Consider the following 23,116-nt stretch of genomic DNA (forward strand, 5'->3'; position numbering starts at 1 on the left):
AACCAAAGCACAATTCCCGCTTGACTTCAAGTTAACTTTAACTTGTAGCAAGAGGCATACGGATTAAGGGAGCACTGGCAATGCAGACGAATATCGAACTTCAGGGACTTCGCGTGGCGGTTACGGGCGGCACGTCCGGTCTCGGACTGGCGCTTGTGCGGCAGCTTGCCGCACAGGATGCGTGCGTCGCCTTCGTCGCCCGCACCGCCGCGAACGTCGCACGCATCGCTGACGAGACGGGCGCGCACGGCGTTGTCGGCGACGTCGGCAAGAAGGAGGACACCTACTCGATCGCGCTACAGGTAACCGCGAGCCTCGGCGGGCTCGACGTCCTGATCAACAATGCCTCGAGCCTCGGCCCTGTCCCTCTGGCGCTCCTCGCCGATACTGAGTGCGAGGAGCTGGAAACAGCGCTCGCCGTCAACCTGGTCGGCGCGTTCCGGCTGACGAAGGCTCTTTTCGGTGCGCTTGCGGCGTCCGCGCGCGGCGGCCGTGGCGCGATGGCGATCAACATTTCCAGCGACGCCGCGGTGAACGCCTATCCCGGCTGGGGAGCATACGGCGCGAGCAAGGCCGCTCTTGCCCATCTGACGGCGATTTGGGACGAGGAGGCGAAAGCAGACGGCATCCGGCTCCTCGCACTTGACCCCGGCGATATGGACACCCCACTGCACGCGCTCGCGATCCCTGATGCTGATCCGGCGACCTTGAAGCGCCCCGAGGAGGCAGCTGCCGAGATCATCGAAAAGATGCTCGACGCGTTGCCGGTCCGCTCTACGCGTCTCGCCGGAGCACATGCATGATCGCCGCCGATCGTCCCGATCAGCGCTCCGCCAGGCTGTTCGTCGTCGAGGCGGACGGCACGATGCGCGACCTGCCGCGAGCTGGACTCGCGACGCTGTTCAACCCCGGCGATCTGGTCGTCGCCAATGACGCCGCGACCTTGCCTGCCAGCTTGCACGGCACGCATGTCCCAAGCGGTGAGGCGATCGAGATCCGCCTGGCGGGCTGGCTATCACTTCCCGATCCAACCCGTTTCGTGGCGATTGCCTTCGGCTCGGGCGATCACCGCACGCGCACGGAAGACCGGCTGCCTCCACCTCCGCTGTCACCAGGCGATCGCCTCCGGCTCGGCTCGCTTGACGCCGTCGTCGAGCGCCTTCTCGACCATCCACGCCTTCTCGAATTGCACTTCCCAGGCAATCGCGCAGCGCTGCTTGCAGGACTGGCGCAGCACGGCCGGCCGATCCAATACGCGCATGTTCCCGAGCCGTTGGCACTGTGGGATGTTTGGACGAAGATTGCCGCCGGGCCGGTCGCGTTCGAGGCGCCATCGGCAGGCTTCGCGCTCGACTGGCGCACGCTCCAAGCCTGGCGTCGGCACGACATTGGCTTTGCAACACTCACGCATGCTGCGGGCGTCTCTTCTACCGGCGATCCCGCGCTCGACTCGCGCCTTCCCTTCGACGAGCCATACCGCATCCCTGGGCGCACCGCGGCGCAGGTCGCGTGGGCGAAGCTGCGCGGCGGCCGCATCATTGCGATCGGCACGAGCGTAGTGCGCGCACTTGAGGCAGCTGCCAATCCCGGCGGCAATGTGCGTGCCGGAAATGGCATTGCAACAGGGCGCATCGCGCGGGGCACGCGGCTTCGCGTGGTCGATGCGGTTCTCACGGGCGTCCACCAGCCCGGCGAAAGCCATTTCGAGCTCTTGCGCGCCTTTGCCGACGATGCTCTGCTCGCCAAGGCCTCCGCAGCCTTCATCGCGTATCGATACCGCGCGCATGAATTCGGCGATTCCATGCTGCTCAATCGCCAACCGCTGCTTCTATCGCGCGAACGGAACCGTGCCGAGGTGCTCCCGAGATGCGCGCCATGCGCAACTATGCGGGCCATCGGCTCTCGCCCTGGCTTGGCCATCTGATGGTGTCGCGCTCCGAGACCGCCAGACCGCTGCTAACCCGGGCGAGATCATGCAGCTCCCGCCCGCCGACGAGATCGTCATGGTGGCGGGCACGCCGCCGATCCGCGCGAAGAAGGCGCGCTACGAGGATCGCCGTTTCAAGGACCGGCTCATGGCGCCGCCGGTGCTTGCCAGGCCGGCACAGCCGGGCACGGACGACTGGAGCCCGGCTGCCGCTTCGGGCCAGGCCGGCGAGCATCGTGTGATCTCGTGAAGCCAATCGGCGCCGTCGGGCGCTTCGTCGACCAGGCGCGTCAGCTGAGGCTCGATCCATTTCGGCGGATGCGTTTTATTCGGCTGAGGGATCCACCGTCTTCCGCGCCAATTGAGATAAAGCGCCGTCATGCGGGCCAGACTACCACATGATGACGGTATATCCGCTGCAGCTTCTATCGGAAATTCCGCGTCTTCACCTTGATGCCGTCGATGTGCTCGTATGGATCGACGATGTTTCGGCCCTTCGACAGGCTCCGCGGATCGACACTCGGCGCGCCGTGATGGGCTTCGTCACCGCGGCCATGCGGCACGGGAAACGGCGTCTCGCGGTTTCCCAGGCTGGCCAGCTCGGGCGACAGGTCGGTCAACTGATGGGAGACGAGATGCACCACCTCCCCTTCCCGCTGGATGCGGCCGCGCACGCCGAGCATGGCCGACGAAAGAAGCACGCGACGGAATTTCTCGAATACCTTGACCCAGACGACGACGTTGGCGGCGCCCGTCTCATCCTCCACGGTGAGGAACATGAGGCCTTTGGCCGAGCCTGGCCGTTGCCGGACCAGAACCAGGCCGGCAGCCTCGAGCCAGCTTCTGTCTCGCGCCTGCATGGTCTCCTGACAGGTCACGATGCTGCGCCGGCGAAGATCGGCACGCAGAAACGACGCCGGATGGCTGCGCAAGGTCAGCCCAACATGGCCATAATCCTCGACAACGTCGCGGCCGGCCGTCATGGGCCTGAACGCAACAACAGGCTGGTGGATCTCAGGCAAAGTCTTCTTCTCACGGCAAGCAGCGGCCGCAAACAGCGGCAGAGGTTCGTCGCGAAACCGGCAACGCTGTCCAACGGCGTGCGCACCCTGGTACCGCTATACATCAGCACCGGCACCCGCGTCGTGGTGATGACTGCGGATGGCGCCTACGTGGAGCGCGCGAAGGAGGGCGTGCAGCGATCTTCAGGGCGGTCAAACAGCTTTGTGCTGGCGTATCGCCAGACGAACCTCGCTGGCGACCTATCGAGTTCGCGCCTCGGTGCGGACGCTCATCTCTCACTGAGAACCGGCATTCAATCAAGAACTAGCTAAATTAGCACTTTCTTGCACACCTTTGGAACTTTGTAGCTTTCGTTACATTTTCAACCGCATGCGAGACTCTGTGGTCCACGGCCCTGGAATGACGGTGAACAGATCACCGCCTCGCTACTCGCTCGTCCTGCCCATATACAATGAAGAACAGGTGCTGCCTCGGCTGATCGAGCGGATCAGTTCGCTTATCGACCGGCTGGACGGCGAGGCCGAGGCCATCTTCGTCGATGACGGAAGCCTTGATGGAAGCGTCGAATACCTCCAAAAAGTGGTTGCCGCCGAGCCGCGCTTTCGGCTGATCGAATTTTCCCGCAATTTCGGCCACCAAGTGGCGATTACCGCCGGTATGGACGCCGCTGCGGGCGATGCCGTCATCGTCATGGATGCCGACCTGCAGGATCCGCCGGAAGTCGTTCTCGATCTGGTGGCCAAGTGGAAGGAAGGCTTCGAGATCGTCTATGCCCGCCGGGTCAAGCGCGAGGGCGAATCCTGGTTCAAGCGCTTTACGGCAAGTCTTTTCTATCGCCTGCTGGAGAAAATGACGTCGGTCGATATTCCGCGCGACGTCGGCGACTTCCGCCTGGTCGGCCGCAAGCCGCTGGAAACCTTCAAGCGCATGCCCGAACATGACCGCTTCGTCAGGGGCATGTTCGGCTGGATGGGCTTCAAGCAAACGACCGTGCCATTTGAGCGCCACGCGCGAACCCTGGGCCAGACCAAATACCCATTCTGGAAGATGGTGCACCTTGCGGTTCACGGCATCGTCAGTTTCTCCGAGAAGCCCTTACGCCTGGCGCTCTGGGGCGGATTGGCCATTTCCGCGCTTGCGGTGGTCTTTGGCGCCTATGCCATCTTTGCCTCGTTTTTTGAAACCGGCATCATTGCCGGGTGGACATCCACGGTGGTGATCGTGTCGCTCCTGTGCGGCATCAATCTTTTCATGACCGGTGTGGTCGGGCTCTACGTTGGCAGCATCCACGCCGAGGTGAAACGCCGCCCGCTTTATGTGATTAATCGGCTCACCGGCTTCGACGAGGCGATGCGTACCGTCTCTGGTAAGCGCCGCCTATCGTTTCACAAGCCCAGGAGTGGAGTCCCCGCCAATGGCCGAACTCTTCGACAGCTATAATTCCAACTATGGCGAGGCGGTCGAAGGGTCCATCCGATTTTCCGGACTCGGGCACGACTTCTTCCTTGTCGCCAAGGCGGACCTGCTGCGGCGTCTGGTGGTCGAGCGAAAGCTTCGGCGGGGTGGGGCGGCTGTAAGGGCGCTGGATATCGGCTGCGGCGTCGGCTCGCTCCACCCCTACCTCGACGGCGCTTTCGACAGCCTCGATGGCTGCGACGTGTCGGAGCAATCAATTTTGCGCGCCGGCCAGGACAATCCAAGTGTGACCTATAGGGCCTGCACGTCGCCGAGTCTGCCCTACGAGGATGGCGCGTTCGATCTGGCTTTCGCCAGTTGCGTCGTCCATCACGTTCCGCCCTCCTCCTGGTCCGATTTCTTGCTGGAATTGCGGCGTGTCGTGCGGCCAGGTGGCGTCGCCTGCATCATCGAGCACAATCCCTATAATCCGCTGACGCGTCTTGCGGTGTTCCGGTGTCCGTTCGACCACGACGCGGTCCTCCTCAACGCTGCCAACGCAGCGTCCCTCTTTCGGGAGACCGGGTTCCGGGACATCCGATCCGAGCATTTCCTGCTGCTGCCGTCGGCAAGGCCTTTCGCCAGAAGAGTCGAGCGCGCGCTCGCGTCGCTGCCGCTTGGAGCGCAGTATGCCTGCAGTGCGCAAGTCTGAGGGCCCCTCGACCAGCGACGCCGGCCTGAAACTGCTGGTGCGTTTCGGGTCGGTCGGCATCGCTGCAACGATCCTATATGCAGTGATGGCCACCGCTTTGGTCGAATGGCAACGGTTCGGCCTCTCGCCGGTCGGTGCCTCGCTCGCAGCTTATACCGCTGCCGCCCTGTTTTCTTATCTCGCGCATAAGTTCGTGACCTTCGCGTCGAGCGGATCGCATCGATCGGAGGCTCCGCGTTTTCTCTTGCTGACGGCAACCGGCTTCGCGGTGGCTTACGCGGCGCCGGCGCTTTTGACTGCGAAACTCAGTCTGCCGCCGATCATTGCCATCCTGGTGACATGCTTGCTTGTTCCAGCGGTCAATCTCCTCATGCTCGACCGATGGGTTTTTGCGCAGCGAAGACGCGGCCGGCAGCGCGATCGCCCGCCCTAATCCGCATCAGTGGGATCGAGCCGGAGCGACAACAATTTGATGGAGCGCTTATAGATGTTGCTGGCGGCAGGAGTTTGCGGAATGCCGTCGAGGTAGTCGAAGGCGATGTCGAGTGTCTTGGCCTTGGCGAGGGCCGCCGGTGGAATGACGAACGATACCGTGCGTGGCTCTTTGCCGGTCAGCGTCACCGCATGTACCCGAACGCCGTTCACCGAGATCACAACCCTTTGCGTGATCTGGGGCGGACGAATGACGGCGGCCATTTGCAGCGTGGCAGTCAGACCGTCGCGAAGCGGCGGTATGTCCAGGCGAAGCCGCGAGGTCTCGCCCAGCGAATGGGTGCCGTCGGCTACCGGCCCCGACCAGCCACAGACCATCATGCCGGTTGCCTTTTTGGCTCCGTCGGACCGGAACGACACCGTCTCGCCAAGTGTGTAGCTGCCGACCGCATCGCGATTGAGGCAGGTCGTCGTCCGGTCGATGTAATAGGCGCGATAGTCGGCATTGACGTCTGGATTGAGAGCAAGCGCAAGCATGATGATTTCTGTCCCGGCCAGAACCGCCGCCAGCGCGTAGCCACCAAATCTGGCCGCGCGCCGATACCGGCCCGAAATGTCAGACCAGGGCAAGATAACCCCCGATCCATGCGACGGTCATGAAATAGCAGGCGCCCAGGAAGAGACCCAGAGCCGCAAGAAAAGTCAGCTTCGACGCCGACAACAACGTGGTCAGCAACATTGTCAGAGGCGCAAGCCCAATGACGTATCTGACCATCGAGGCCAGGTTCGTGATCAGCGGCAGGATGATGCAGCAGGCGCAGAACAACGCGGCGCCATATTGCCTGCGAACCGCCAGAACCGCCGATAGTGCCAGTCCTATGAGTGCGGCGAGCGCGCTCCATTGCGGCGCCGTAGGCAGCCACCCAGTCGTCGGAACGGCCGAGAGTCCATCCCATATGAAGGCGAGCGGATTGCCCGCCACACGTCCAAACGCACGCTGGACGTGCAGGAAGGCAAAGCCGTCCCCGACCGTCAGATAGAGGAACAGGATGTAGGCGAACAAGCCGGCAGGCGAGATGAGAATTGCAACGAGCAGATCCGGTCGGCCAAGCACCCAACGTGGGAACGAAAGCGCCGATCCGCCCTTTGCGCGGTAATCCCTGAACATCTGAATGACGGTCGCAAATACAACAAGCACTCCGACGAGCCTGGTTGCCGACAGCAGAGCCGATGACAGCCCCGCGGTCAGATAGCTAGAGCGTTTGAGTGCCAGAAAAACGCACGACGTCAGGAGCACGAAAAGAGGTTCGGTCAGGAAAGTCGTGAAGTGAAAGGAGAACGGGCCGCTGAGCAGAAAGGCGCAATATAGCACATAAGCGCGCATGTTCTTCTCGAGCAGCGGCCACGCCACCAGACAGGCCGCGTAGCTGCACGCAACCGATGTGATCGACGCGAGCAGTATCGTCGGCAAAGGGAAAACAGACCGGATTGCCGCCACCAGCATCGGATAGAGTGGAAAGAAGCCCCAGCGTCCGACATTGCTCTGGTTTGGAATGGGAAAGCGCTCATAACCGTGTTCGGAAATGTCGACATACCACGCGCAATCCCACCGGCAGAGCGCCTGGGCATAGGCTGCGAAGCCTGGTTCCGCCGAGATCGAGGCAAATGCCGCATAGCGAATGGCCAGTCCACCGACGACGAATAGCAGCGGCACCACCACGACCGCAATAAAGCGGCCACCGGCGTTCGGACGCGCGACAGCTTCGAGCGCCACAATCTGCCTCCACCCGTTCAAGTGACTGGCGCCACTCAAAGCTAGATGACGCGCGCCCAGGCGAATTCAAGGCATGCAACGCGGCTCAGATGGCATAGAGCTACCCCGCGCTTCTGAGCCAGACCAGCATCTCGCCGGGGTCGCGATTGTCCCAGGTAAAGTACGGCACGGCGGTGAGTTTCGCTTCCGCCACCGCGCCAGGAGATGCCGGCCGAACAGCTTGCCGAAGATAAATTGCAGCACGTCGCTGCCTTGCACGGTGATAATCAGGAAAGCGATCAGCAACAGGTTGCGGCCTTCGAAGCTTGGGCGATCCGGGTGAGGTGATCGATCATTCAACATAAGCGCGTTTCCGCTGAATCGGCGGCGGAAATTAGGTCGAAGGTATCGCCCGGGTCCTGGAATCCAAAAACCTGGAGGACGCGAATGCCTTCTGGCGCAGTACCGCCAAGACAATTCTCGTTCAACTCCGGCAGGCACCAACTGAGCGGCCGACATGCGGGCGCTTCTCTGAGTTTCAGTTCTCCTCGCGGGCCGCAGTTTAATAGCGGCCATTCGACAAAAGGAACAAAGTGCGGTGTCGCTGGTTGAGATTTGTTGAGACCAGAGCGGAGGCTTTCGCCGCTGTCTCATCCAGCGCAAGGATTCGCCGTGGGCATTCTCGAGAGCCCGAAGAAAGCTACCGAGCAGGCGACGGGTATCGCGCGACCGAGAAAGCAAGAACTCGCCGAATTCGTGAAGATGAAGAAGCCACTCGAATTTCGGTTCAAGGATGACGGCCTCGTCCCGAACCAACCCTTCTGGCCGTTTGTCGTCTATCGCGGCGCCGTAAGGTCGGTGGAACAATTTGATTCCGCAGCGGTGCTGGAAGAGCTTTTCGAGGCCAATGGCTGGAGTAGCGGCTGGCGGAACGGCATCTACCACTACGTCCACTACCATTCCCGCAAAAATAAAGTGTTTGGCGTTGTGGGCGGAACCGGCAAGGTTCGGTTCGGGGGCAACAGGGGCCGTACATTATCCTGGAAGGCCGGCGATCTGGCAGTTCTTCCGGCCGGTACCGGTCACCAATGTTTCTCCGCGTCTGTTGGTTTCCTGGTGGTCGGCGCTTATCCCGCATCCGAGGCTTATGACGAATGCACGACAGCCCAGGAACATGAGCGGGCATTACGAACGATTCCGCTGGTGTCAGTGTGGAAAAAATGAAGCTTGAAGATGAAGTCCGCCACGTTTCCGAAGACTTGGACGATGATGTACTGAGTGACGCTGTGCGGGCGCTGCATCGTCGGGTGAAGATCGTTCATGATTTCGATATCCCCTACATTGCTGGATACAGCAAAGATGGCAGGACGATTTATATCGATCGCCATATGCCTCGCACTATGGATTGGAAATCGGCCAAGGTCCGGCTTGCCCCATTTCTGCTAACGCACGAAATCGTTGAAAAGGCGCTCCTAGACGAACTCGGGCTTCATTATCTGCACGCGCATCAAATCGCTCTTCGAGCCGAACGCGATGCAGTGAAGGCGGCGGGTGTTGGCTGGTCCGCTTACCAGGCCTTCAACAAAAAGAACGAAAAACCGATCTCCGAAGAGAAGCTCAAGAAGATCCCCAAGGATCTTGACCTGACGCCCTACCGCGACATGAGTGACTTTTCAACGCTCGAGCGTCTGCTGAAGGCGCAACGATAGCGGACAAGCCAATGGTCCTCGCTTGCCAGTTCTATGACCGCCGCCTCGACAGTTCAGCATCGACGAGCTCGCGGCACATGTGCAAATGAGCGCATCGACCCTGCACCATCGTTTTCGCCAGCTGCAGCTCGTTCGCATGGCGCTGCGTGCATCGAACTTTCGCGGCGGTCCCGTGTTCTCAACCGAGATACACAAAAAAAGTTACCCGTAAAAGCGAGTCGTTCAAGCCGCTTGGGTTTTCATGTCTTCGCCGCTCACCATTTTGGTCACAGCGGAGAAATCGAGCTTGCCTGAGCCGAGGACAGGCACTTTCGCAACGACGCGCACTTCGGCCGGCACCATCAGGTCCATGGCGCCGTTGGCCCTGGCGAAGGCCAGGAATTCGGCACGCGTGGCGTTGACCGCCTCGGTAATGAGGACCAGCTTTTCGCCCTTGCGCGCATCTGGCACGGCGGCGACTGCCGAGAGCGAGCCTTTCCACAATTCGCCCGCCAGTGCCTCGACGGCGGCCAGCGAAACCATCTCGCCACCGATCTTGGCAAAGCGCTTCGCGCGGCCTCGAATGGTGATGAAGCCGACGTCGTCGACGGCGACCACGTCACCGGTGTCATGCCAGCCGTCTTCGAGCGGCTCGAGCACGCCCGGCTTCTCGGTGCGCAGATAGCCCGCCATGACATTGGGCCCGCGCACGAAAAGCCGTCCGCCATCCTCGACGCCAGGCACCGGGTCCAGGCGGTACTCCATACCCGGCATGATTTTGCCGACACTGCCGGAGCGGTTGTACATCGGCGTGTTGATGGAGATCACGGGCGCGGTTTCGGTCACGCCATAGCCTTCGAGGATGCGCAGGCCGAACTTTTCCATATAGGTCGCGCGCGTAGAAGCCTTGACCGGTTCCGCGCCGGCAAAGCAATAGCGCACTGAGCGGAAGTCGTAAGGGTGTGCCGTACGCGCATAGCCGCTGAGGAACGTATCGGTGCCGAAGATGATCGTCGCGTTCGATGCGTAGACCAACTCCGGCACCATGCGATAGTGCAGCGGGGAGGGATAGAAATAGACCGGCACGCCCGATATCAGCGGCAGCACCGTACCTGCTGTCATGCCGAACGAGTGGAAGATCGGCAGCACGTTGAAGACCTTGTCGCCCGAATGGAAGTCGATACGCGAGGCGGCCTGGGCGGCATTAGCCAGGATGTTGCGATGGGTGAGCACCACGCCCTTAGGCGTGCCTTCAGAACCTGAGGTGAACAGGATCACCGCCGGTTGGCCGGGCTTGCGGGCGACCCGGGGTGCATTTTTGCGCAATAGGCCGAGCAGCTTGTCCTTGAGGCCAATGGTGGCCCTCAGATCATCAAGCCACACAATATCGACCGAGCGGCCGAGTTCCTCGACCACGGCGCCAAGTTTCGCTTGTTCGACAAAGGCGCGTGAAGTCAGCACGGTGCGCACCTCGGCGGCCTTGCAAGCGGAGAGGATGTTGGCCGCACCGGCAGTGAAGTTCATCATCGCCGGAACCTTGCCGGCGGACATGACACCGAGCAGCGTCGCACAGGCGCCGTTGGCATTGGGCAGCATGATGCCGAGCGTCTGCTGGCCGGCATAGAGGTTCTTGAATTTCTCTCCAAGCACGGCGGCGGCTGTCAGCAGCTTGCCGTAGCTCAGCGAACCGGTGACGGGGTCCTGCACGGCCAGTTGCTTCATGCCGCGTTCGCTCGCCGTCTGGATGATCTTCTCCAGCACAGTCTTGTCGATGTCCTGGGTGCGGAAGACGAGATCCGACATGACCTGGTAGAGGGCAGCACCCGCCGCTGCGCGGCGCTTCCGGCCCTTGAGGTCCGGCGGTACTTCAAGTTTGGCCGGTTCTAGTATCGTCACCCTGACCTTTGGGAACAGCTGGCGGCGCACATGCAGCGAACTCAGCCGCGAAAAATAGCTCTTCTCCAGGCCGTCGATGCGCACTGGCACGATCATCGAGCCGGTCTTGTCGGCCACCATGGCGCCACCGTCATAGACCTTCATTAGGCCGCCGGTCACGGTGATCCGGCCTTCGGGGAAGATGACAAGCGGATCGCCGCCTTGCACGGCCTTGATAAGCGTGCGGGTCGACATCGGCTTGGCCGGATTGAGCGGCAGGGCGCGCGCAAGTTTCATGAACGGCTTCATCCACCAGGCTTGGGCGATGGTGTAGTCGATGGCAAACACCGGCTCCTCATCCGTCAGCGTCAAAGCCAATGGGCCGTCGAGGAAACTGACATGGTTGAGCGCCAGGATGGGTGCCGGGCCGGCCGCCTTAAGGTTTTCCAGCCCCTCCACCTCCAGACGATGGAAGGCTCGGAACAGAATGGAAACGAAGTCGCGGAAGGCGTTGGTTGGCAGATATCTCAGCATCAGCCAGGCGGCGACCACGTTGAGTGCGGCGAGGCCGAACAGGATACCTCCAGTGGAGACGCCCACTGCTTGAATCGCGGCGACAAGTATGCCGCCCACCGTCATAAAGCCTGCATTGACGATGCTCACCGCGGCGACGACGCGAGCGCGGCTGGCTTCGGGCGCCCAGGCTTGTACGGCGGCGAAGGTTGGTACGACAAGAAAGGCGCTGGCAATAGCCATGCCGGCAAGGTCGATCGCAACATGGACCGTGTTTGGCCTGGCGAAGAATATTGCGAGCGTTTCGGCCCCGATCGAAGGCTGCATGCTCCAGATGGTCCAGGCCAGGTCCAAGCCGAACAGTGCCATCAACGCAGTGCCAACCGGGGCTGGCAAGAGCACGATGCGGCCCTGCGACATCCATGCGGCTATGGCAGAGCCAATGGCGATCGACACGGCGAACACCGCGAGATAGGCGGTGACAGCGATTTCTCCGCCACCGAGCGAATCCTTGACCAATGTAGGCAGGATCGAAAGGACAATGGCCCCGATCAGCCAGAACCACGACGTCATCAGTCCGGCGCGCCAGATCCGCTTGTCGGCACGCAAACCGTTCACCTGTCGCCAGGTCGAGCGAAAGATGTTTTTGTCGATGACTAGGTCGGGAGCCGCAGAACCGGTGGACGGGATGTAGCGGCTGACAAACCAACAGGCCACGGCAAGGATCATCATGATCGGCCCGAACACCGAGACGCCAATGCCATCGGCCGAGACGACGCCTCCGGCGATAGTGCCGCCGAGGATGGCGGCGAAGGTTGCCGATTCGATCCAGGCATTGGCGCGGGGCAATTCCTTGCGCTCGAGGTGATCCGGCAGGATGCCGTACTTGATCGGTCCGAACAGTGCCGAGATGATGCCGAACATGAGCAACGCGATCATCAGCACCGGGATCGACGACAGGGTGATTCCAACGACAGCGACAGCCGCAGCGGCGATCTCGGTGAATTTCAGCCGACGGGCGATGAGCGCCTTGTCGAACCGGTCGGCGATCTCGCCACCAACGGCGGACAGGAGCAGGAAAGGAGCCATGAAGACGGCACCCGCCAGCGTGACCAGTGATGCAGCCTTGTCCGCCGCCAGGGTGAACAGAATAAGGAACACCAGCGTGTTCTTGAGGAAATTGTCGTTGAAGGCGGAAAGGAACTGCGTCCAGAAGAGAGGTGCAAAGCGCCGTGACGTCATCAGATGGCTAGTCGTTTGGCCGTTCGTGGCGATTTCCATTGGGGCGGCTTCCGTTAGGGCAAGACCGTTGAAGATCGTGGCCGTATCGATCAGCGGTCTTGCGCGGTTTGAGCTTCTTGTAGTGGGAACCCGGTTACACTTCGTTACTGCGGCTCAAATCGATCAGCGGCTTTTGGGTTTGGGGTCTTCTAGCCGCTTCATGAAGCGGCTCGCCTCTTCTGCGTCTCGCAGGATCTTGGTGATGGTGATCGAGGTATGCACGAGCCTGATCGCCGCCATCGGGCAGAACCCCTTGGCGGCAAAGCTTGCTCCATGAAATTGATGGCGCCGTCATTATCGAAGCGGCGATGGCGAAATTGGCACGGTGAATGTTTGCAGGCGCTTGAACCCTTCGGAGCATAGCTGTTGAAGGTCATCGATATTGTCTTTTGGTTTCAGGGTGAGGTTGCGCCGGCGTTTGTCTGTCTCCAGGCCGGATACAATCAAGCGGTCTTGCGACGGTCCGGACGAACGCAGCGTCAGCGCTGCTCCGCAGCAGCGGGCTGCAGACGGCGGTCGCCAGCCAGCTTGAGGCGCAGTTGCCGCAACCACTCGCCATCCTCTCCGAGCGGATCGCAGGACAGCTACGCGATTCTGAGCACTGCCAAATCGGCCTAATTTTCCACTGCCGAATGGACGATGAGACGCGTAAGCGAGTTTCCGGACCGGAAGCTATGGTTGGGTTGCCCAAACGATGCAGAGGCGCTGCTGTGTTGGCGCGACACGCTCGACCGCAGGTGCGGACGGCATAAGAATTTTGGAGAGGCCCGTGGTGACTGGGGATTGCCCCGGTATTGACGACGCGCGAAGACTGGGTCGATATCTGGGCGAAGGCAGCCCCTGCGACGCAGCTTCATACCGGAGAATGCGCTGGGAGGTTGTTGCCTCGGCTACCAACTCAAAGTGATTGTCCGGGAGAGTTCGGCGATGTCGCCATAGATCATCGAACCTGCGACGAGAAAACATTTATCACCGAGGACTTCGAAGAGTGAGCTTGCCGCGGTACAAACCGGCAGGTTCTTCGAATTGGCGTGCGTGCCGAGGGTCGCGGTTTCGACCTTACGGTCGGTCGCGGTTTCGACCTTACGGTCCTTGGCTTCGGCACAGCCGACACCGATCGCGAGGATTGCGATAGCAATGAGAGTCGTCTTGCTCATATTTTGCCCCTGGAGCCAGCTCTTGTCGGGTAAGTCGCGCGATGCATCAAGTAGCACCGGCCCACGATCGGCTTCATCCATCGATTGGAGGAAGCGGGCTCATCCATAATTAGCAATATCTTGAGTAAGGCGCCGAGCGCACCAGACTCATGGAACGGCGCGCGGAATTTCCATTCGTGACGAGGTGGCGATCCCGGCCGCCTTCGCAAACGGGTCACTCAGCACTGCGTAAACGTCTCGATTCCGAGCTATAGCTTTCCGCATTCGGTCATCGATCATACCAAGGTGAAGAAGGGGCAGCAGATCGAGCTTACCGGAGAGATCACGCGCGTAGACGAGGAAGGCGGCAGGGTGACTGTCGATCTGGGACCGCTGGTGACGATCGACATCGACAAGGTCAGGCTGGTCGAGAAGTACAGGACGCCAAAGCGCAAGAAGCCGCTGCGCGACATGGTGGATTAGCTCGCGGACCGCCGCTTATCCACGCGACATCGGTACCACTCAAACGAATGGCAATTTTCTGTCTGAATGCGTTTAGGGTCCATGCTCGCAGACCACGCATGGGTATCGCGCGGAGACAGGTGACTCTCGGTTTCAAGGCGTCGAGATGCTACGAGCACTGAAAAGTCAGTTCCTTAGACCTAAAGATCGGGCGATCTGCCAGCGGGTTGTCGACCAGGTAACCGCCGACGCCAAATGGTACAGCACCCCGATAGACGGTCAGATTCTGGCCTCGACCACGCTGAATCTCTTTCAATCAGGGGTCGTAAACGAAACGAATTTGCTGGCACATGTTCGCGCGCGGCGCCACGACTTCACTAAACTGACAGGCTAGTTCTTCACCCTCGCGACATGGGCGCGAAATGCGGTTCTTCGTAATCCGCCGGGCGGTCATGCAGCAAGTTGAGCGCCCGCTTTAGGCCCCGATGCAAATTGTCGATGGCGTCGTAGTGCGGACAGAACGGCCTTGGGGACAACTGCGCGACCCACAGTTCCTTCGTCAGTAGCCAAGCCTGCCGTTCGATCTTGGCAAGCATGATACTCGGAAATCTGTTCATGGCGGCGACGGTGCGGCATCCCGCAAAATAGGAATATATTCTGCATCCCGTCAAGGCACATAGACTCGTCTCGCCCTCAACGCATGCTCGCCGCGCACATTTTGGGGAAGCCCCCGACCGCTATCCGCGTCGATCTTGCCGCAATATTTGGCTCGTTAGAACTGTCTCGTTCAAAATGGCTCGTGACTTCGCTTTCGCCAGGTGGGGGCGAGAGAATGTCGAGACACCTCGTGCCGGGGGCGACATTCCGGGTTTGCTCGATCACTTCGCAGAGCTGCAACGAAAGGCGGAAGTGCGGACAGGGCAGCGTTTCCGGGTCATATCAATCCAGGAAGCTGGTCTGGATGGATTCTGGATACATCGGGTCCTCGAGCGCGAAGGCATCGAGAGTTATGTCGTGGACCCGGCATCCATTGCCACATCGCGTCGCCGCCCGCGGGCCAAGACCGACAGGATTGACGGGAAGCACTGGTTCGAGCGTTGTTGGCCTACAACCGCGGCGAGCTTCGGGTTTGCGCGATGTTGCGAGTGCCAACGCCGGAGGAGGAAGACCGTCGCCGGTTGGTGCGGGAGCGGAAGGCGCTGACGAACGAGCGGATCAGGCACGTCAACAGGAGAAAGGGCCTTTTGTTCAGCCAAGGTGTGTCCGGATACGAACCGTTGAAAGGCGATCGAGGCAGATGCCTCGACGCGCTCATTACCGCAGATGGGCGTCCACTGCCGCCAGCGCTCATGGCGCAGATCAGCCGCGAGCTTGATCGCATCGAGTTGCTGATCCAGCAGATCAAGGATGTTGAAGAGGCACGCGACGCCTTGCTCGTCGCGGCAGATGAGCCAACACCGGCCCTGCTGCTCAGCCTCAAGGGAATAGGTCCGGAGTTCGCGGCCGTCCTGTGGTCTGAGGGATTGTCGCGCAAGTTTGACAATCGACGACAGGTTGCCGCCTACGCTGGTTTGGTGCCAACGCCCTGGCAAAGTGGGCAGATTAATTGCGAGCAGGGAGTCTCGAAGTCCGGCAATCCTAGGCTCCGGTCGACGCTTGTCCAGGTTGCGTGGCTCTGGGTGCGCCATCAACCCAATTCCGCACTCAGCCAGTGGCGATCATCGCCCTCGCTCGGAAACTGCTTGTTGCGCTGTGGAAATACGTGAACGCCGGAGTCGTTATAGAAGGAGCTTTCCTGACGGAACCATCAGCGTAGACGCCAATCGATTCTAACAATCTCCAGGACCGATCAGGCCTGGCAGATCCTCGGTAGACGAACCGACGAAACTCATGGCCTCAAACAGCCGCCGCTGAAGAATGGTTTCGTCTCTTGGGTCCGAATCCGCCGCAAGCGGGATCATGGAACAGGTGTATGCGCCTGACCGAATATAAGGTGGACTGGGTTCGTTCGCGAACCGCGTCACGCAAACGGACTCATCGAATGGATCTACGGATTGCGCGGAGGTACATGACAATGTCGACGTGATGCCGCTTTGTAGTTGACCATCCCCATATAAGAGTTTCGAGCGCCGGCAGGCGTCCTGAGCGCCCAGTCCGGTCGGTGACGTGGTTGCGATCCCGGCCCGCGGTACGGAGGGGGGTCACCGACGACCGTATCAGCGATACACGCACTTCCTTAGCAGGCGGCCCAGCAGCTTGGGTTAGGGGGCCGCTGAGCCTGACCAGCGAGCCTTCGGGAATGCCCGACTGGCTGGTTAGTACATTAGATAAATGTAATGTAATCGAACAATGTGAACGAAGTACTCGGCGGTAAGAAATTGACTGGCACGATTCACTTACCGCGCGCCTTTGCCTTGGGTTCTGGCGAGCTTTCGGACGGGTTTGCAGCCAATTTTGCAGATCGCCGATCTGTTACCCACAGGGACTTTTTCCTCGCCACCAAATCGTCACGATCGCCCTCAGGGGTCGCTCGGCTATGCATGGCAGCTATGGCGAAGTCGGCTCTGTTGGTTCGATAGTCTTCTTTTTGGACAGTCATCGTTTTCTCCCAGTTTCATAGCCCCTCTTTTGCCCTTGCGGGGAGATTAACTGCCTGTGCATTACGGGAGTCAATCGATGGAACGACCACTCCGCAGTCGCGAGGGCGGGAAGCAAGCCGACAATTTTAACGTTGGAGCGGCTTACAGAGTGCCGGCAACACAGCCGCCCTTTCGTCGGGCTGCGTTGATCGCGTCCATGTTGCGCTTCAGCTCGCCGATCTTGGCTTCACCTGCCTTGATGTCTGTGTTGTCCATCATGGCGATCGAGCACTGCCGCACCGCGACCCTTGGCGGTCACGTGGAGGCCTGCGAGGATGCGGCCAGTGGGTCCCAAGCCAGTCCGCACGATCACAGCGACGCATCGGGAAATTTGGCCAGGCCCTCAAGAATTGTGTCCGTCGCCTTCACCAGGCTCTCGGGCGTGAACTGCCCAAAAAAAGAAATTGGATCGAAGGAGAAGTCGTACGCTCCAAGATCCGGTGTGTCCTTTTCCCAGACCTTCTTCTTCGATTTCGATGCCAAGGCTGGTACCGCTTGCCCCGGAGCGCCCGTCTTTGGACACCTCCGCCTTTGAATGGCTGTTATGGCGCGAGGCAGACAGCCGATTTGCACGCGATAGTACATCGCCGCCCTCTGCGAGTGCCAGGCAGCATGTTCGTTCGAGGCGTGACGCCCAAAAGCGGACGGCCCGCGGTCAGGCCAGCCGCTTGAATGGCGTTTCGGCCCAAATCACAGGCTCCGTTATGCGGTAGAATTGTCGCGTCGCGATCAAGGCTGACGGGCTGACATCAACCATCAGACCGATGATCGTCATATCACCATGTGCGAGCGCAGGCCCAAGCTGCTTCGGATTCCAGCCAATCGATGCGAGGCGGTCGAACCAGTACTCCTCGCACACGATTGTCAGATTGCTGATATGTCGCTGGATACAGAATTCCAAAATTCCGCAGTAGATCACGCCGGCTGCCTGGCAAGGTCGGCCGGGCTCACGAAGATCCCGCGCCACGAAGAACCTGGTCCATTCAAAGATATTGGGTCGGCGCGGAACGCCGCCGTCGGCGAGTTGCGGAAAGGTTTCGCTCATCAGATGTGGCCGAAGGCTCGGCACGAAACGGGATCCGGCAACGACGCCTCTTCCTGGCTGGATGCCGAGCAGATGAATCGCTTCTGGAGTATCGAACGCGTCGATCTCGCGACCGTCGGGGCGTCTCAGGTCCTGCCATCCACGTTCATCGACATAGATTTCATGCCGCAGGCGGAAGTAGCTGTCGAGATCCCCTCGATAGGCAAAGCTGTTTGACGCGTCAACGACATGGACCTGAATCATTGCGGTTCCTCGCGATGGAACCCCATCCGACCACGCGACGATTGCCCGGGAAATACCCAGATCTGGGGATGGATCAAAGTTCGATTTCGTGCCTGCGAAACGCCTCCACGATCGCGTGCACAACGTTGGCGGTGCTGAGTTTCTGCTTGATGTTGCGCAGGTGGGTCGTCACAGTGTTTTCCGAGATGCCAAGTATTCGGGAAACCTCCCATGCGGTTTTTCCTCCCGCGACCCACTGCAGGATTTCACGCTCTCGTTGGGAAAGCTTCTGTCTCGGCCGCCTGCGCGAGTTATCAACGAGGCGTTCGGCAGCCGAATAGGCATGGCGCGCAAGGGCATGAATGGTGCAGCGCACCGTCGGCGCCAAATCAATTTCATTTCCGGCAACCGTTACACAGGCCGGATCGCCAAACGCGGGCTGGATCGGGATACAGATCCCGTCGCAAAGCCCAAACTCTTTCGCTTCATCCATCACCCTCCTGGCATTTCGGTCCGTCAAGCCATGATGGACGTCCCGCCAGAGGAAGGGCCCGATCGCACCACGGCACACAGCAACACAAGGGTCATGGCGATAGTGTCCGGCAGCCATATAGCGGTCGTACCATTCCTGCGGCCAACCGTTAACAAGGATGTGTCCATCCAGTGATCCGGTGTCCTGGCGTGGCAATTCGGTGACGAGACAGGCTGCGTAGCCGTGACATTCGATGCTCTTGCGCAGTTGCCGAATGATCTCGGGGGCGCTGGTTGCACGGTCAATCTGTGCGGTTGCTTCAAAGATTTGTATTAGCTGCTCCTGTAAGACGCCCCCGTGAACCGCCGCCATTGTAGGCCCTTTCAATGTACTGAGACAAAGAAAACAAAATAAATAACTTAGGTCCGACCGCAACGTCCGGCATGACTTTTGCCTACTATAGTAGGTGGCACTAAAGGGCGCGTTCTGACTGCCTCGCTGCATGAGGCTGAGGTCTGTTTTTGCTCGCAATCTGAGGTTGCTTCGCCAAGGCACCGGCTTGTCGCAGGAGCAGCTCGCGGACCTTGCCGGCCTCGACCGCAACTATGTCGGCAAGCTCGAGCGGGAGGAAAACTCACCGACCGTCGATACGCTGGAGGTACTGGCGTTGGCATTGCAAGTTGACGTGGAGCAGCTCATCCGTCGAAACGCGCCGTGATGCGCTGGTCAGCAGGCCGCCGAGAGCATCAGGATTTTCCCTTGCGCCGCTCACGCGGCGCCACAGCACAATCACCAGCTGGGGCTCGGGCGTTTTTGCCGGGCCGTTTCGTCAGCTCCTCAATGTCGACGCTCAAAGCGGTGGCAAGCTTTGCGAGCGACAGGAGTGTGGGATTGCGACGGCCGGCCTCGAGACCACTCAGATAGGCGCGCGTGAATCCTGAACGGAACGACAGTTCCTCTTGAGAGAGGGCCTGTGCGCGCCGAATCCTCTGTACGTTGAGGCCGACAACCAACCGTAGGTCCATGACGACATGGTCGTCGATGGGCACACTTTAGGACGACACACTATAATGAACATTCGTCATTGACAGGCGCGGCCATTGCTGCTTTTCTCATCATATTAAGGAACGCCATTCCGAAATAAGGAACGCCAGTGACAGGAAATCTTTCGTTGGAACGTGGGCTTGCGGTTCTCAATGTCCTCAAGGAAGCGGACGAAGCTGTCGGGGTGCGCGAACTCGCCCGCCGGCTTGAGCAGAGTGCTCCCGCCGTGCAGCGAATTCTGAACACCCTGGCAGAGCAGGGCTATGTCGAGCAGTCGCCAGACTCGCGACGTTACCGGCTGGGTCACTCCGTGCTGGCGCTGGCGCGGAAGGTCCTGGGCAGAGATCGCCTGGTTGGTTTGGCTGAAATCGAACTGCAGGCGCTGGCCTCCGAAGGGTGCTTCAACGCATTCCTCGGTATCAGGCGGGGCAGCTGCGGAATTTATCTTCTGACCGTGCAAAGCAAGAGTCCGGTCGTCATTCGTTCTTCACCTGGCGAGACCTTCCCCTTGCACTCCACCGCATTGGGCAAGGCGCTCCTGATGGAGCTGAGCGGCGAGGCGGTCATTGCGATTCTTGGACGAGGTCCACTGGAGCAGGTTGCCGTACGCACAGTCACCGATCCGCACAAGCTCGTTGCTCAAATCAGAGCGTCCGAGCCCATTGGTTACACAACATCCCTGGACGAGAACTTTACCGGGCTGATTGCGGTCGGCGCACCGCTTCGCGATGCATCAGGCACAATCATCGCGGCTATAAGTGCGGCCTACCCCCGGTCAGTGGGACCGCATGTGGAGATCGCTGAGATTGGAGAGGCAGTAATGGCGGCTGCGGCGCGCATTTCCGCCGGCCTCGGCTTTCTGGAAGCAAAACAGGCCCGGGATTCCCATCATGCTGCTTAACGAAGCGCGCCTGAAACAATGGATGACGGCAGCCGGGCTTGACGCAATTATAGCGACTGCCCCGGAAAACGTGACCTACATGAGCGGCTTCTGGGCTCTGCCGCAATGGATCCGTCGCGGCCCGCAGGCTTATGTGGTGTGGCCGGCTCCTGACAAGGGCACGCCTGAAATCATCGCCAGCTCCAGCACGCTCGACCTCGTAGCCGATCAGGAACTGTGGGTAAGCAAGGTCCGGCGCTACGGCGACTTTTACGCCGATGTCGGTTCCTCGACGACCGTGGACCTCGCCAATGAACGGCACCTCCAGCTTCGAGACCTGCCGAGGCATGGCAATGCCATCGCGGCTTTGGTCGCCGCATTGGAAGAAGCTCAGCTCGGCCGTGGGCGGATCGGCATAGACGAGGCCGGGCTCGCACCAGGATACCAGGAAGCCCTCAGAGCCCATTTTCCCAATGCGTCGTTCCTACCAGCCACCGCATTGCTTCGCGAGGTTCGTGCCGTAAAAACGGCAGATGAAATCGAACGGCTCGGCCAAGTTGCCCAGATTGCCGAACGCTCCATTCAAGCAGCACTCGGCGTTGCTCAGGAAGGCGCCACCGAAGCAGATCTGGCGCGCGCTTTTCATGTCAGGACGGTCGAGGAAGGCGCCCTGCCCGTACTGGGATGCATCGGCTTTGGCGAGCGCAGCGCGCTCATGAACGTCCAGCCGTCTGACCGCAGGTTGCGCGCTGGAGAAATCATCCGCTTCGACGTCGGTGGCCGGTTCCGGCACTACCGCGCCGACATTGCCCGCATCGCCACGCTGGGCGAGCCGCCGCCGCAGGCGCATCGACTTCAGCAGGCGCTGCTGCGCGGCGTTCAGCATGCCTGCGACATTATCCGTCCGGGCATGGCAGCAGCACAGCTCTTCGAGACGGTCGTGCGTGTGGTGAGGCGCGAAGGAATTGCCCGCTACGAGCGCGATCACGTCGGACATGGCATCGGCCTTGATGGTTATGATGCGCCGACGCTCTCGGCGCGCAGTACAGACATCCTTGAAGAAGGAATGGTGCTGTGCGTGGAGACCCCCTACTACGAAATCGGCCGCTGGGGACTCCAGGTGGAGGACATGGTGGTTGTTCGCGAGCGCGGAGTGGAGCGGCTGACGCAGACGCACGATGCAATCACGCGGGTGCCGTTATGAGCCGCGCGGCAGGGTTTTCCTGTATTCGATGCGGCGCCTTGTTCCGGATCGATACCAAAATCGACTCACGCGGCTGCCCGAAATGCTGTGCCGAAGCACCGGCCAATCTTAAGGTCGTCTACGATCCGTCCGGAGCTACATCGGCCGCTTCCGCAGTGGGTGCCGCCCTGCCCTCGCTCTGGCGCTATGCCGACATGCTTCCTTGTGGACTCAGCGATGCAATCTCCTTGGGCGAGGGCCTGACGCCGTTGCTGAGCGCCGAGAAGCTGGGAAAGCAGCTCGGCGTCCCCAAGCTGCTTATCAAGGACGAGGGCGCAAACCCTACCTGGTCCCACAAGGACCGCTTCTCGACGGTGGCGGTGTCGATGGCACGTTTGAGTGGCGCACGCGTGGTGGCGACTGCTTCGTCGGGGAACGCCGGGGCCTCACTTGCCGCCTATGCTGCACGGGCGGGCCTGAAATGCGTCGTTGTCACATTCTCAGGCACCGCCGGCGCAATGTTGGCGCAGATCCGCAAATACGGCGCAAGCGTCGTATCCCTGGCCGACAAGTCCCATCGCTGGCCATTGCTTGCCGCTGGTACCGAGCGCCTCGGATGGTTTGCAACATCACCGTTTCACAGCCCCGTGGTGGGCAGTCATCCTGTCGGGATCGAGGGCTACAAGACCCTGGCTTACGAAATCGTCGAACAAATGCACGGTGCAGTGCCGGACTGGTGCGCCTTGCCTGTTTGCTACGGGGACGCGCTTGCCGGGCTGTGGGCCGGATTCAAGGATCTTCTCAGCCAAGGCAAGATCGAGCGGTTGCCGAGACTCGTGGCGGCGGAAGTGCATGGATCTTTGGCCAGAGCCCTTGCCGGCAAGGGAGATCTGGTTGCCGAAGTCCCCGCAAGCTTCGACACGCTTGCCATCTCGATCGGCACCACACGAAGCACGTTTCAGGCGCTCAACGCCCTGCGTGAATCTGGCGGCACGGCAATGCCAGTCGGCAATATCGGCTTGATAGCGATGCAGCAGCAGCTTGCGGCCACCGAGGGTGTTTTTGCCGAGCTTGCCTCGGTGACGCCATTTGCAGCTATCGAATCCTTGAGGCGAGAAGGCACCATCGCGCGGTCGGACAGCGTCGTTGCCATCGTGACAGCGAGCGGCCTCAAGGATTTGGATCGTTCGACCGGTCCGAACAAAGCACAACCATCGTTTCAGTCAGTTGCCGAAGCGTGGGAATACGTTGCCGAGGGCGGTGACTATTTCACGCCCTCACTTGAACGACGCGCGACCAAGATGTCTTGAAGAGAAGATAGAGGCGATCATGAACGGATGCGATTTCTGATCGATTGATGATCTCGTCCACCATTGGACGGTATTGCGACTTCCTAAAAGCTATCCAGGAGAGGCAAATTCAACTCGCTCAGCG

At 60.4% G+C, this 23,116-nt stretch carries 22 protein-coding genes and 5 pseudogenes; 16 read left to right on the forward strand and 11 right to left on the reverse strand.

Features of this window, described 5'->3' with window-relative positions:
• Positions 1 to 80 precede the first annotated feature (80 nt).
• The 3 genes and pseudogenes from NKH33_RS26495 to NKH33_RS26505 form a co-directional block, all read left to right on the forward strand.
• Positions 81 to 803 (forward strand): SDR family NAD(P)-dependent oxidoreductase, encoded by a 723-nt coding sequence (locus NKH33_RS26495; protein WP_352542311.1) that lies wholly within the window; start codon positions 81 to 83, stop codon positions 801 to 803.
• A complete protein-coding gene (locus NKH33_RS26500; protein ID WP_352542312.1) occupies positions 800 to 1,924 on the forward strand; it encodes an S-adenosylmethionine:tRNA ribosyltransferase-isomerase in 1,125 nt (374 codons plus the stop codon). The genes NKH33_RS26495 and NKH33_RS26500 overlap by 4 nt, the downstream gene beginning before the upstream one ends.
• A pseudogene (locus tag NKH33_RS26505) lies at positions 1,858 to 2,129 on the forward strand (type IV secretory system conjugative DNA transfer family protein); the annotation flags it as partial. The gene NKH33_RS26500 and the pseudogene NKH33_RS26505, both read left to right, overlap by 67 nt.
• 223 nt (positions 2,130 to 2,352) lie before the next feature.
• On the opposite strand, the pseudogene NKH33_RS26510 reads toward NKH33_RS26505, so the two are convergent.
• A pseudogene (locus NKH33_RS26510) lies at positions 2,353 to 3,003 on the reverse strand (OB-fold nucleic acid binding domain-containing protein); the annotation flags it as partial.
• Here NKH33_RS26510 and NKH33_RS26515 point away from each other — a divergent pair.
• The 4 genes and pseudogenes from NKH33_RS26515 to NKH33_RS26530 all read left to right on the forward strand — a co-directional run.
• Positions 3,004 to 3,117, forward strand: a pseudogene (locus NKH33_RS26515) (elongation factor P); the annotation flags it as partial.
• Between the two features lie 232 nt (positions 3,118 to 3,349).
• A complete protein-coding gene (locus NKH33_RS26520; protein WP_352542313.1) occupies positions 3,350 to 4,390 on the forward strand; it encodes a glycosyltransferase family 2 protein in 1,041 nt (346 codons plus the stop codon).
• A complete protein-coding gene (locus NKH33_RS26525; RefSeq protein ID WP_352542314.1) occupies positions 4,365 to 5,057 on the forward strand; it encodes a class I SAM-dependent methyltransferase in 693 nt (230 codons plus the stop codon). Before NKH33_RS26520 ends, NKH33_RS26525 begins: the two co-directional genes overlap by 26 nt.
• The gene (locus NKH33_RS26530) at positions 5,035 to 5,490 is read left to right on the forward strand and encodes a GtrA family protein (RefSeq protein ID WP_352542315.1); all 456 of its coding nucleotides are present in this window, start codon (positions 5,035 to 5,037) and stop codon (positions 5,488 to 5,490) included. The genes NKH33_RS26525 and NKH33_RS26530 overlap by 23 nt, the downstream gene beginning before the upstream one ends.
• Here NKH33_RS26530 and NKH33_RS26535 read toward each other — a convergent pair.
• The 3 genes and pseudogenes from NKH33_RS26535 to NKH33_RS26550 all read right to left on the reverse strand — a co-directional run.
• Complete coding sequence (locus NKH33_RS26535; RefSeq protein ID WP_352542316.1) at positions 5,487 to 6,026, reverse strand: hypothetical protein; 540 nt, start codon at positions 6,024 to 6,026, stop codon at positions 5,487 to 5,489. The two genes, NKH33_RS26530 and NKH33_RS26535, sit on opposite strands and share 4 nt — an antisense overlap.
• 79 nt (positions 6,027 to 6,105) lie before the next feature.
• A complete protein-coding gene (locus NKH33_RS26540; protein ID WP_352770924.1) occupies positions 6,106 to 7,263 on the reverse strand; it encodes a putative hexosyltransferase in 1,158 nt (385 codons plus the stop codon).
• Between the two features lie 195 nt (positions 7,264 to 7,458).
• Positions 7,459 to 7,578, reverse strand: a pseudogene (locus NKH33_RS26550) (phosphatidate cytidylyltransferase); the annotation flags it as partial.
• Positions 7,579 to 7,914: 336 nt separating this feature from the next.
• On the opposite strand from NKH33_RS26550, the gene NKH33_RS26555 reads away from it, so the two are divergent.
• Both NKH33_RS26555 and NKH33_RS26560 read left to right on the forward strand, forming a co-directional pair.
• The gene (locus NKH33_RS26555; RefSeq protein WP_352542318.1) at positions 7,915 to 8,466 is read left to right on the forward strand and encodes a cupin; all 552 of its coding nucleotides are present in this window, start codon (positions 7,915 to 7,917) and stop codon (positions 8,464 to 8,466) included.
• A complete protein-coding gene (locus NKH33_RS26560; protein ID WP_352503494.1) occupies positions 8,463 to 8,951 on the forward strand; it encodes a hypothetical protein in 489 nt (162 codons plus the stop codon). The genes NKH33_RS26555 and NKH33_RS26560 overlap by 4 nt, the downstream gene beginning before the upstream one ends.
• Positions 8,952 to 9,173: 222 nt before the next feature.
• Here the strand turns inward: NKH33_RS26560 and NKH33_RS26565 are convergent, their stop codons facing one another.
• Positions 9,174 to 12,599: an acyl-[ACP]--phospholipid O-acyltransferase gene (locus tag NKH33_RS26565; RefSeq protein ID WP_352542319.1), complete on the reverse strand. Its 3,426-nt coding sequence runs from the start codon at positions 12,597 to 12,599 to the stop codon at positions 9,174 to 9,176.
• A 28-nt stretch (positions 12,600 to 12,627) separates the two neighbouring features.
• On the opposite strand from NKH33_RS26565, the gene NKH33_RS26570 reads away from it, so the two are divergent.
• Positions 12,628 to 12,876 (forward strand): hypothetical protein, encoded by a 249-nt coding sequence (locus NKH33_RS26570; protein WP_352472966.1) that lies wholly within the window; start codon positions 12,628 to 12,630, stop codon positions 12,874 to 12,876.
• A gap of 613 nt (positions 12,877 to 13,489) precedes the next feature.
• Here NKH33_RS26570 and NKH33_RS26575 read toward each other — a convergent pair.
• A complete protein-coding gene (locus tag NKH33_RS26575) occupies positions 13,490 to 13,837 on the reverse strand; it encodes a hypothetical protein (protein WP_352542320.1) in 348 nt (115 codons plus the stop codon).
• A gap of 204 nt (positions 13,838 to 14,041) precedes the next feature.
• On the opposite strand from NKH33_RS26575, the gene NKH33_RS26580 reads away from it, so the two are divergent.
• Complete coding sequence (locus tag NKH33_RS26580) at positions 14,042 to 14,218, forward strand: hypothetical protein (protein WP_023680685.1); 177 nt, start codon at positions 14,042 to 14,044, stop codon at positions 14,216 to 14,218.
• A gap of 377 nt (positions 14,219 to 14,595) precedes the next feature.
• Here NKH33_RS26580 and NKH33_RS26585 read toward each other — a convergent pair whose 3' ends face one another.
• Positions 14,596 to 14,793, reverse strand: coding sequence for a hypothetical protein (locus NKH33_RS26585; protein WP_352542321.1), 198 nt, complete (start codon positions 14,791 to 14,793; stop codon positions 14,596 to 14,598).
• A gap of 104 nt (positions 14,794 to 14,897) precedes the next feature.
• Here NKH33_RS26585 and NKH33_RS26590 point away from each other — a divergent pair.
• Positions 14,898 to 16,013: pseudogene (locus NKH33_RS26590) on the forward strand (IS110 family RNA-guided transposase).
• Positions 16,014 to 17,145: 1,132 nt separating this feature from the next.
• Here NKH33_RS26590 and NKH33_RS26595 read toward each other — a convergent pair.
• The 3 genes from NKH33_RS26595 to NKH33_RS26605 form a co-directional block, all read right to left on the reverse strand.
• A complete protein-coding gene (locus tag NKH33_RS26595) occupies positions 17,146 to 17,421 on the reverse strand; it encodes a hypothetical protein (RefSeq protein WP_352542322.1) in 276 nt (91 codons plus the stop codon).
• Positions 17,422 to 17,491: 70 nt separating this feature from the next.
• Entirely contained in the window at positions 17,492 to 18,124 is a 633-nt protein-coding gene (locus NKH33_RS26600) for an acyl-homoserine-lactone synthase (RefSeq protein ID WP_352542323.1), read from the reverse strand.
• 73 nt (positions 18,125 to 18,197) lie between these two features.
• The gene (locus tag NKH33_RS26605) at positions 18,198 to 18,947 is read right to left on the reverse strand and encodes an autoinducer binding domain-containing protein (RefSeq protein WP_352542324.1); all 750 of its coding nucleotides are present in this window, start codon (positions 18,945 to 18,947) and stop codon (positions 18,198 to 18,200) included.
• A 130-nt stretch (positions 18,948 to 19,077) separates the two neighbouring features.
• On the opposite strand from NKH33_RS26605, the gene NKH33_RS26610 reads away from it, so the two are divergent.
• Positions 19,078 to 19,293, forward strand: a complete 216-nt coding sequence (locus NKH33_RS26610) for a helix-turn-helix domain-containing protein (protein ID WP_292654544.1) — start codon at positions 19,078 to 19,080, stop codon at positions 19,291 to 19,293.
• Positions 19,294 to 19,321: 28 nt separating this feature from the next.
• Here NKH33_RS26610 and NKH33_RS26615 read toward each other — a convergent pair whose 3' ends face one another.
• On the reverse strand, positions 19,322 to 19,600 hold the full coding sequence (locus NKH33_RS26615) for a helix-turn-helix domain-containing protein (RefSeq protein WP_352515859.1): 279 nt from the start codon (positions 19,598 to 19,600) through the stop codon (positions 19,322 to 19,324).
• 128 nt (positions 19,601 to 19,728) lie between these two features.
• Here NKH33_RS26615 and NKH33_RS26620 point away from each other — a divergent pair, with 128 nt between their 5' ends.
• The 3 genes from NKH33_RS26620 to NKH33_RS26630 are packed head-to-tail and all read left to right on the forward strand — an operon-like array spanning position 19,729 to position 22,992.
• Entirely contained in the window at positions 19,729 to 20,520 is a 792-nt protein-coding gene (locus tag NKH33_RS26620; RefSeq protein ID WP_352542325.1) for an IclR family transcriptional regulator, read from the forward strand.
• Positions 20,510 to 21,703 carry a M24 family metallopeptidase gene (locus NKH33_RS26625; RefSeq protein WP_352503482.1) on the forward strand — a complete coding sequence of 398 codons (1,194 nt, stop codon included), beginning with the start codon at positions 20,510 to 20,512 and terminating at the stop codon, positions 21,701 to 21,703. The genes NKH33_RS26620 and NKH33_RS26625 overlap by 11 nt, the downstream gene beginning before the upstream one ends.
• On the forward strand, positions 21,700 to 22,992 hold the full coding sequence (locus NKH33_RS26630) for a threonine synthase (protein WP_352542326.1): 1,293 nt from the start codon (positions 21,700 to 21,702) through the stop codon (positions 22,990 to 22,992). Before NKH33_RS26625 ends, NKH33_RS26630 begins: the two co-directional genes overlap by 4 nt.
• The last annotated feature ends 124 nt before the right edge of the window (positions 22,993 to 23,116 follow it).

It is taken from the genome of Mesorhizobium sp. M1182 (assembly GCF_040318335.1).
In the GTDB taxonomy this organism is placed as follows: Bacteria; Pseudomonadota; Alphaproteobacteria; order Rhizobiales; family Rhizobiaceae; genus Mesorhizobium.

Bases quoted from the DNA above. Each gene is read 5' to 3' on its own strand.
- NKH33_RS26495 (WP_352542311.1), top strand. From the start codon at position 81: ATGCAGACGAATATCGAACTTCAGGGACTTCGCGTGGCGGTTACGGGC.
- NKH33_RS26500 (WP_352542312.1), top strand. From the start codon at position 800: ATGATCGCCGCCGATCGTCCCGATCAGCGCTCCGCCAGGCTGTTCGTC.
- NKH33_RS26520 (WP_352542313.1), top strand. From the start codon at position 3,350: ATGACGGTGAACAGATCACCGCCTCGCTACTCGCTCGTCCTGCCCATA.
- NKH33_RS26525 (WP_352542314.1), top strand. From the start codon at position 4,365: ATGGCCGAACTCTTCGACAGCTATAATTCCAACTATGGCGAGGCGGTC.
- NKH33_RS26530 (WP_352542315.1), top strand. From the start codon at position 5,035: ATGCCTGCAGTGCGCAAGTCTGAGGGCCCCTCGACCAGCGACGCCGGC.
- NKH33_RS26535 (WP_352542316.1), bottom strand. From the start codon at position 6,026: ATGCTTGCGCTTGCTCTCAATCCAGACGTCAATGCCGACTATCGCGCC.
- NKH33_RS26560 (WP_352503494.1), top strand. From the start codon at position 8,463: ATGAAGCTTGAAGATGAAGTCCGCCACGTTTCCGAAGACTTGGACGAT.
- NKH33_RS26565 (WP_352542319.1), bottom strand. From the start codon at position 12,599: ATGGAAATCGCCACGAACGGCCAAACGACTAGCCATCTGATGACGTCA.
- NKH33_RS26575 (WP_352542320.1), bottom strand. From the start codon at position 13,837: ATGGATGAAGCCGATCGTGGGCCGGTGCTACTTGATGCATCGCGCGAC.
- NKH33_RS26585 (WP_352542321.1), bottom strand. From the start codon at position 14,793: ATGCTTGCCAAGATCGAACGGCAGGCTTGGCTACTGACGAAGGAACTG.
- NKH33_RS26595 (WP_352542322.1), bottom strand. From the start codon at position 17,421: ATGTACTATCGCGTGCAAATCGGCTGTCTGCCTCGCGCCATAACAGCC.
- NKH33_RS26600 (WP_352542323.1), bottom strand. From the start codon at position 18,124: ATGATTCAGGTCCATGTCGTTGACGCGTCAAACAGCTTTGCCTATCGA.
- NKH33_RS26605 (WP_352542324.1), bottom strand. From the start codon at position 18,947: ATGGCGGCGGTTCACGGGGGCGTCTTACAGGAGCAGCTAATACAAATC.
- NKH33_RS26610 (WP_292654544.1), top strand. From the start codon at position 19,078: ATGAGGCTGAGGTCTGTTTTTGCTCGCAATCTGAGGTTGCTTCGCCAA.
- NKH33_RS26615 (WP_352515859.1), bottom strand. From the start codon at position 19,600: ATGGACCTACGGTTGGTTGTCGGCCTCAACGTACAGAGGATTCGGCGC.
- NKH33_RS26625 (WP_352503482.1), top strand. From the start codon at position 20,510: ATGCTGCTTAACGAAGCGCGCCTGAAACAATGGATGACGGCAGCCGGG.
- NKH33_RS26630 (WP_352542326.1), top strand. From the start codon at position 21,700: ATGAGCCGCGCGGCAGGGTTTTCCTGTATTCGATGCGGCGCCTTGTTC.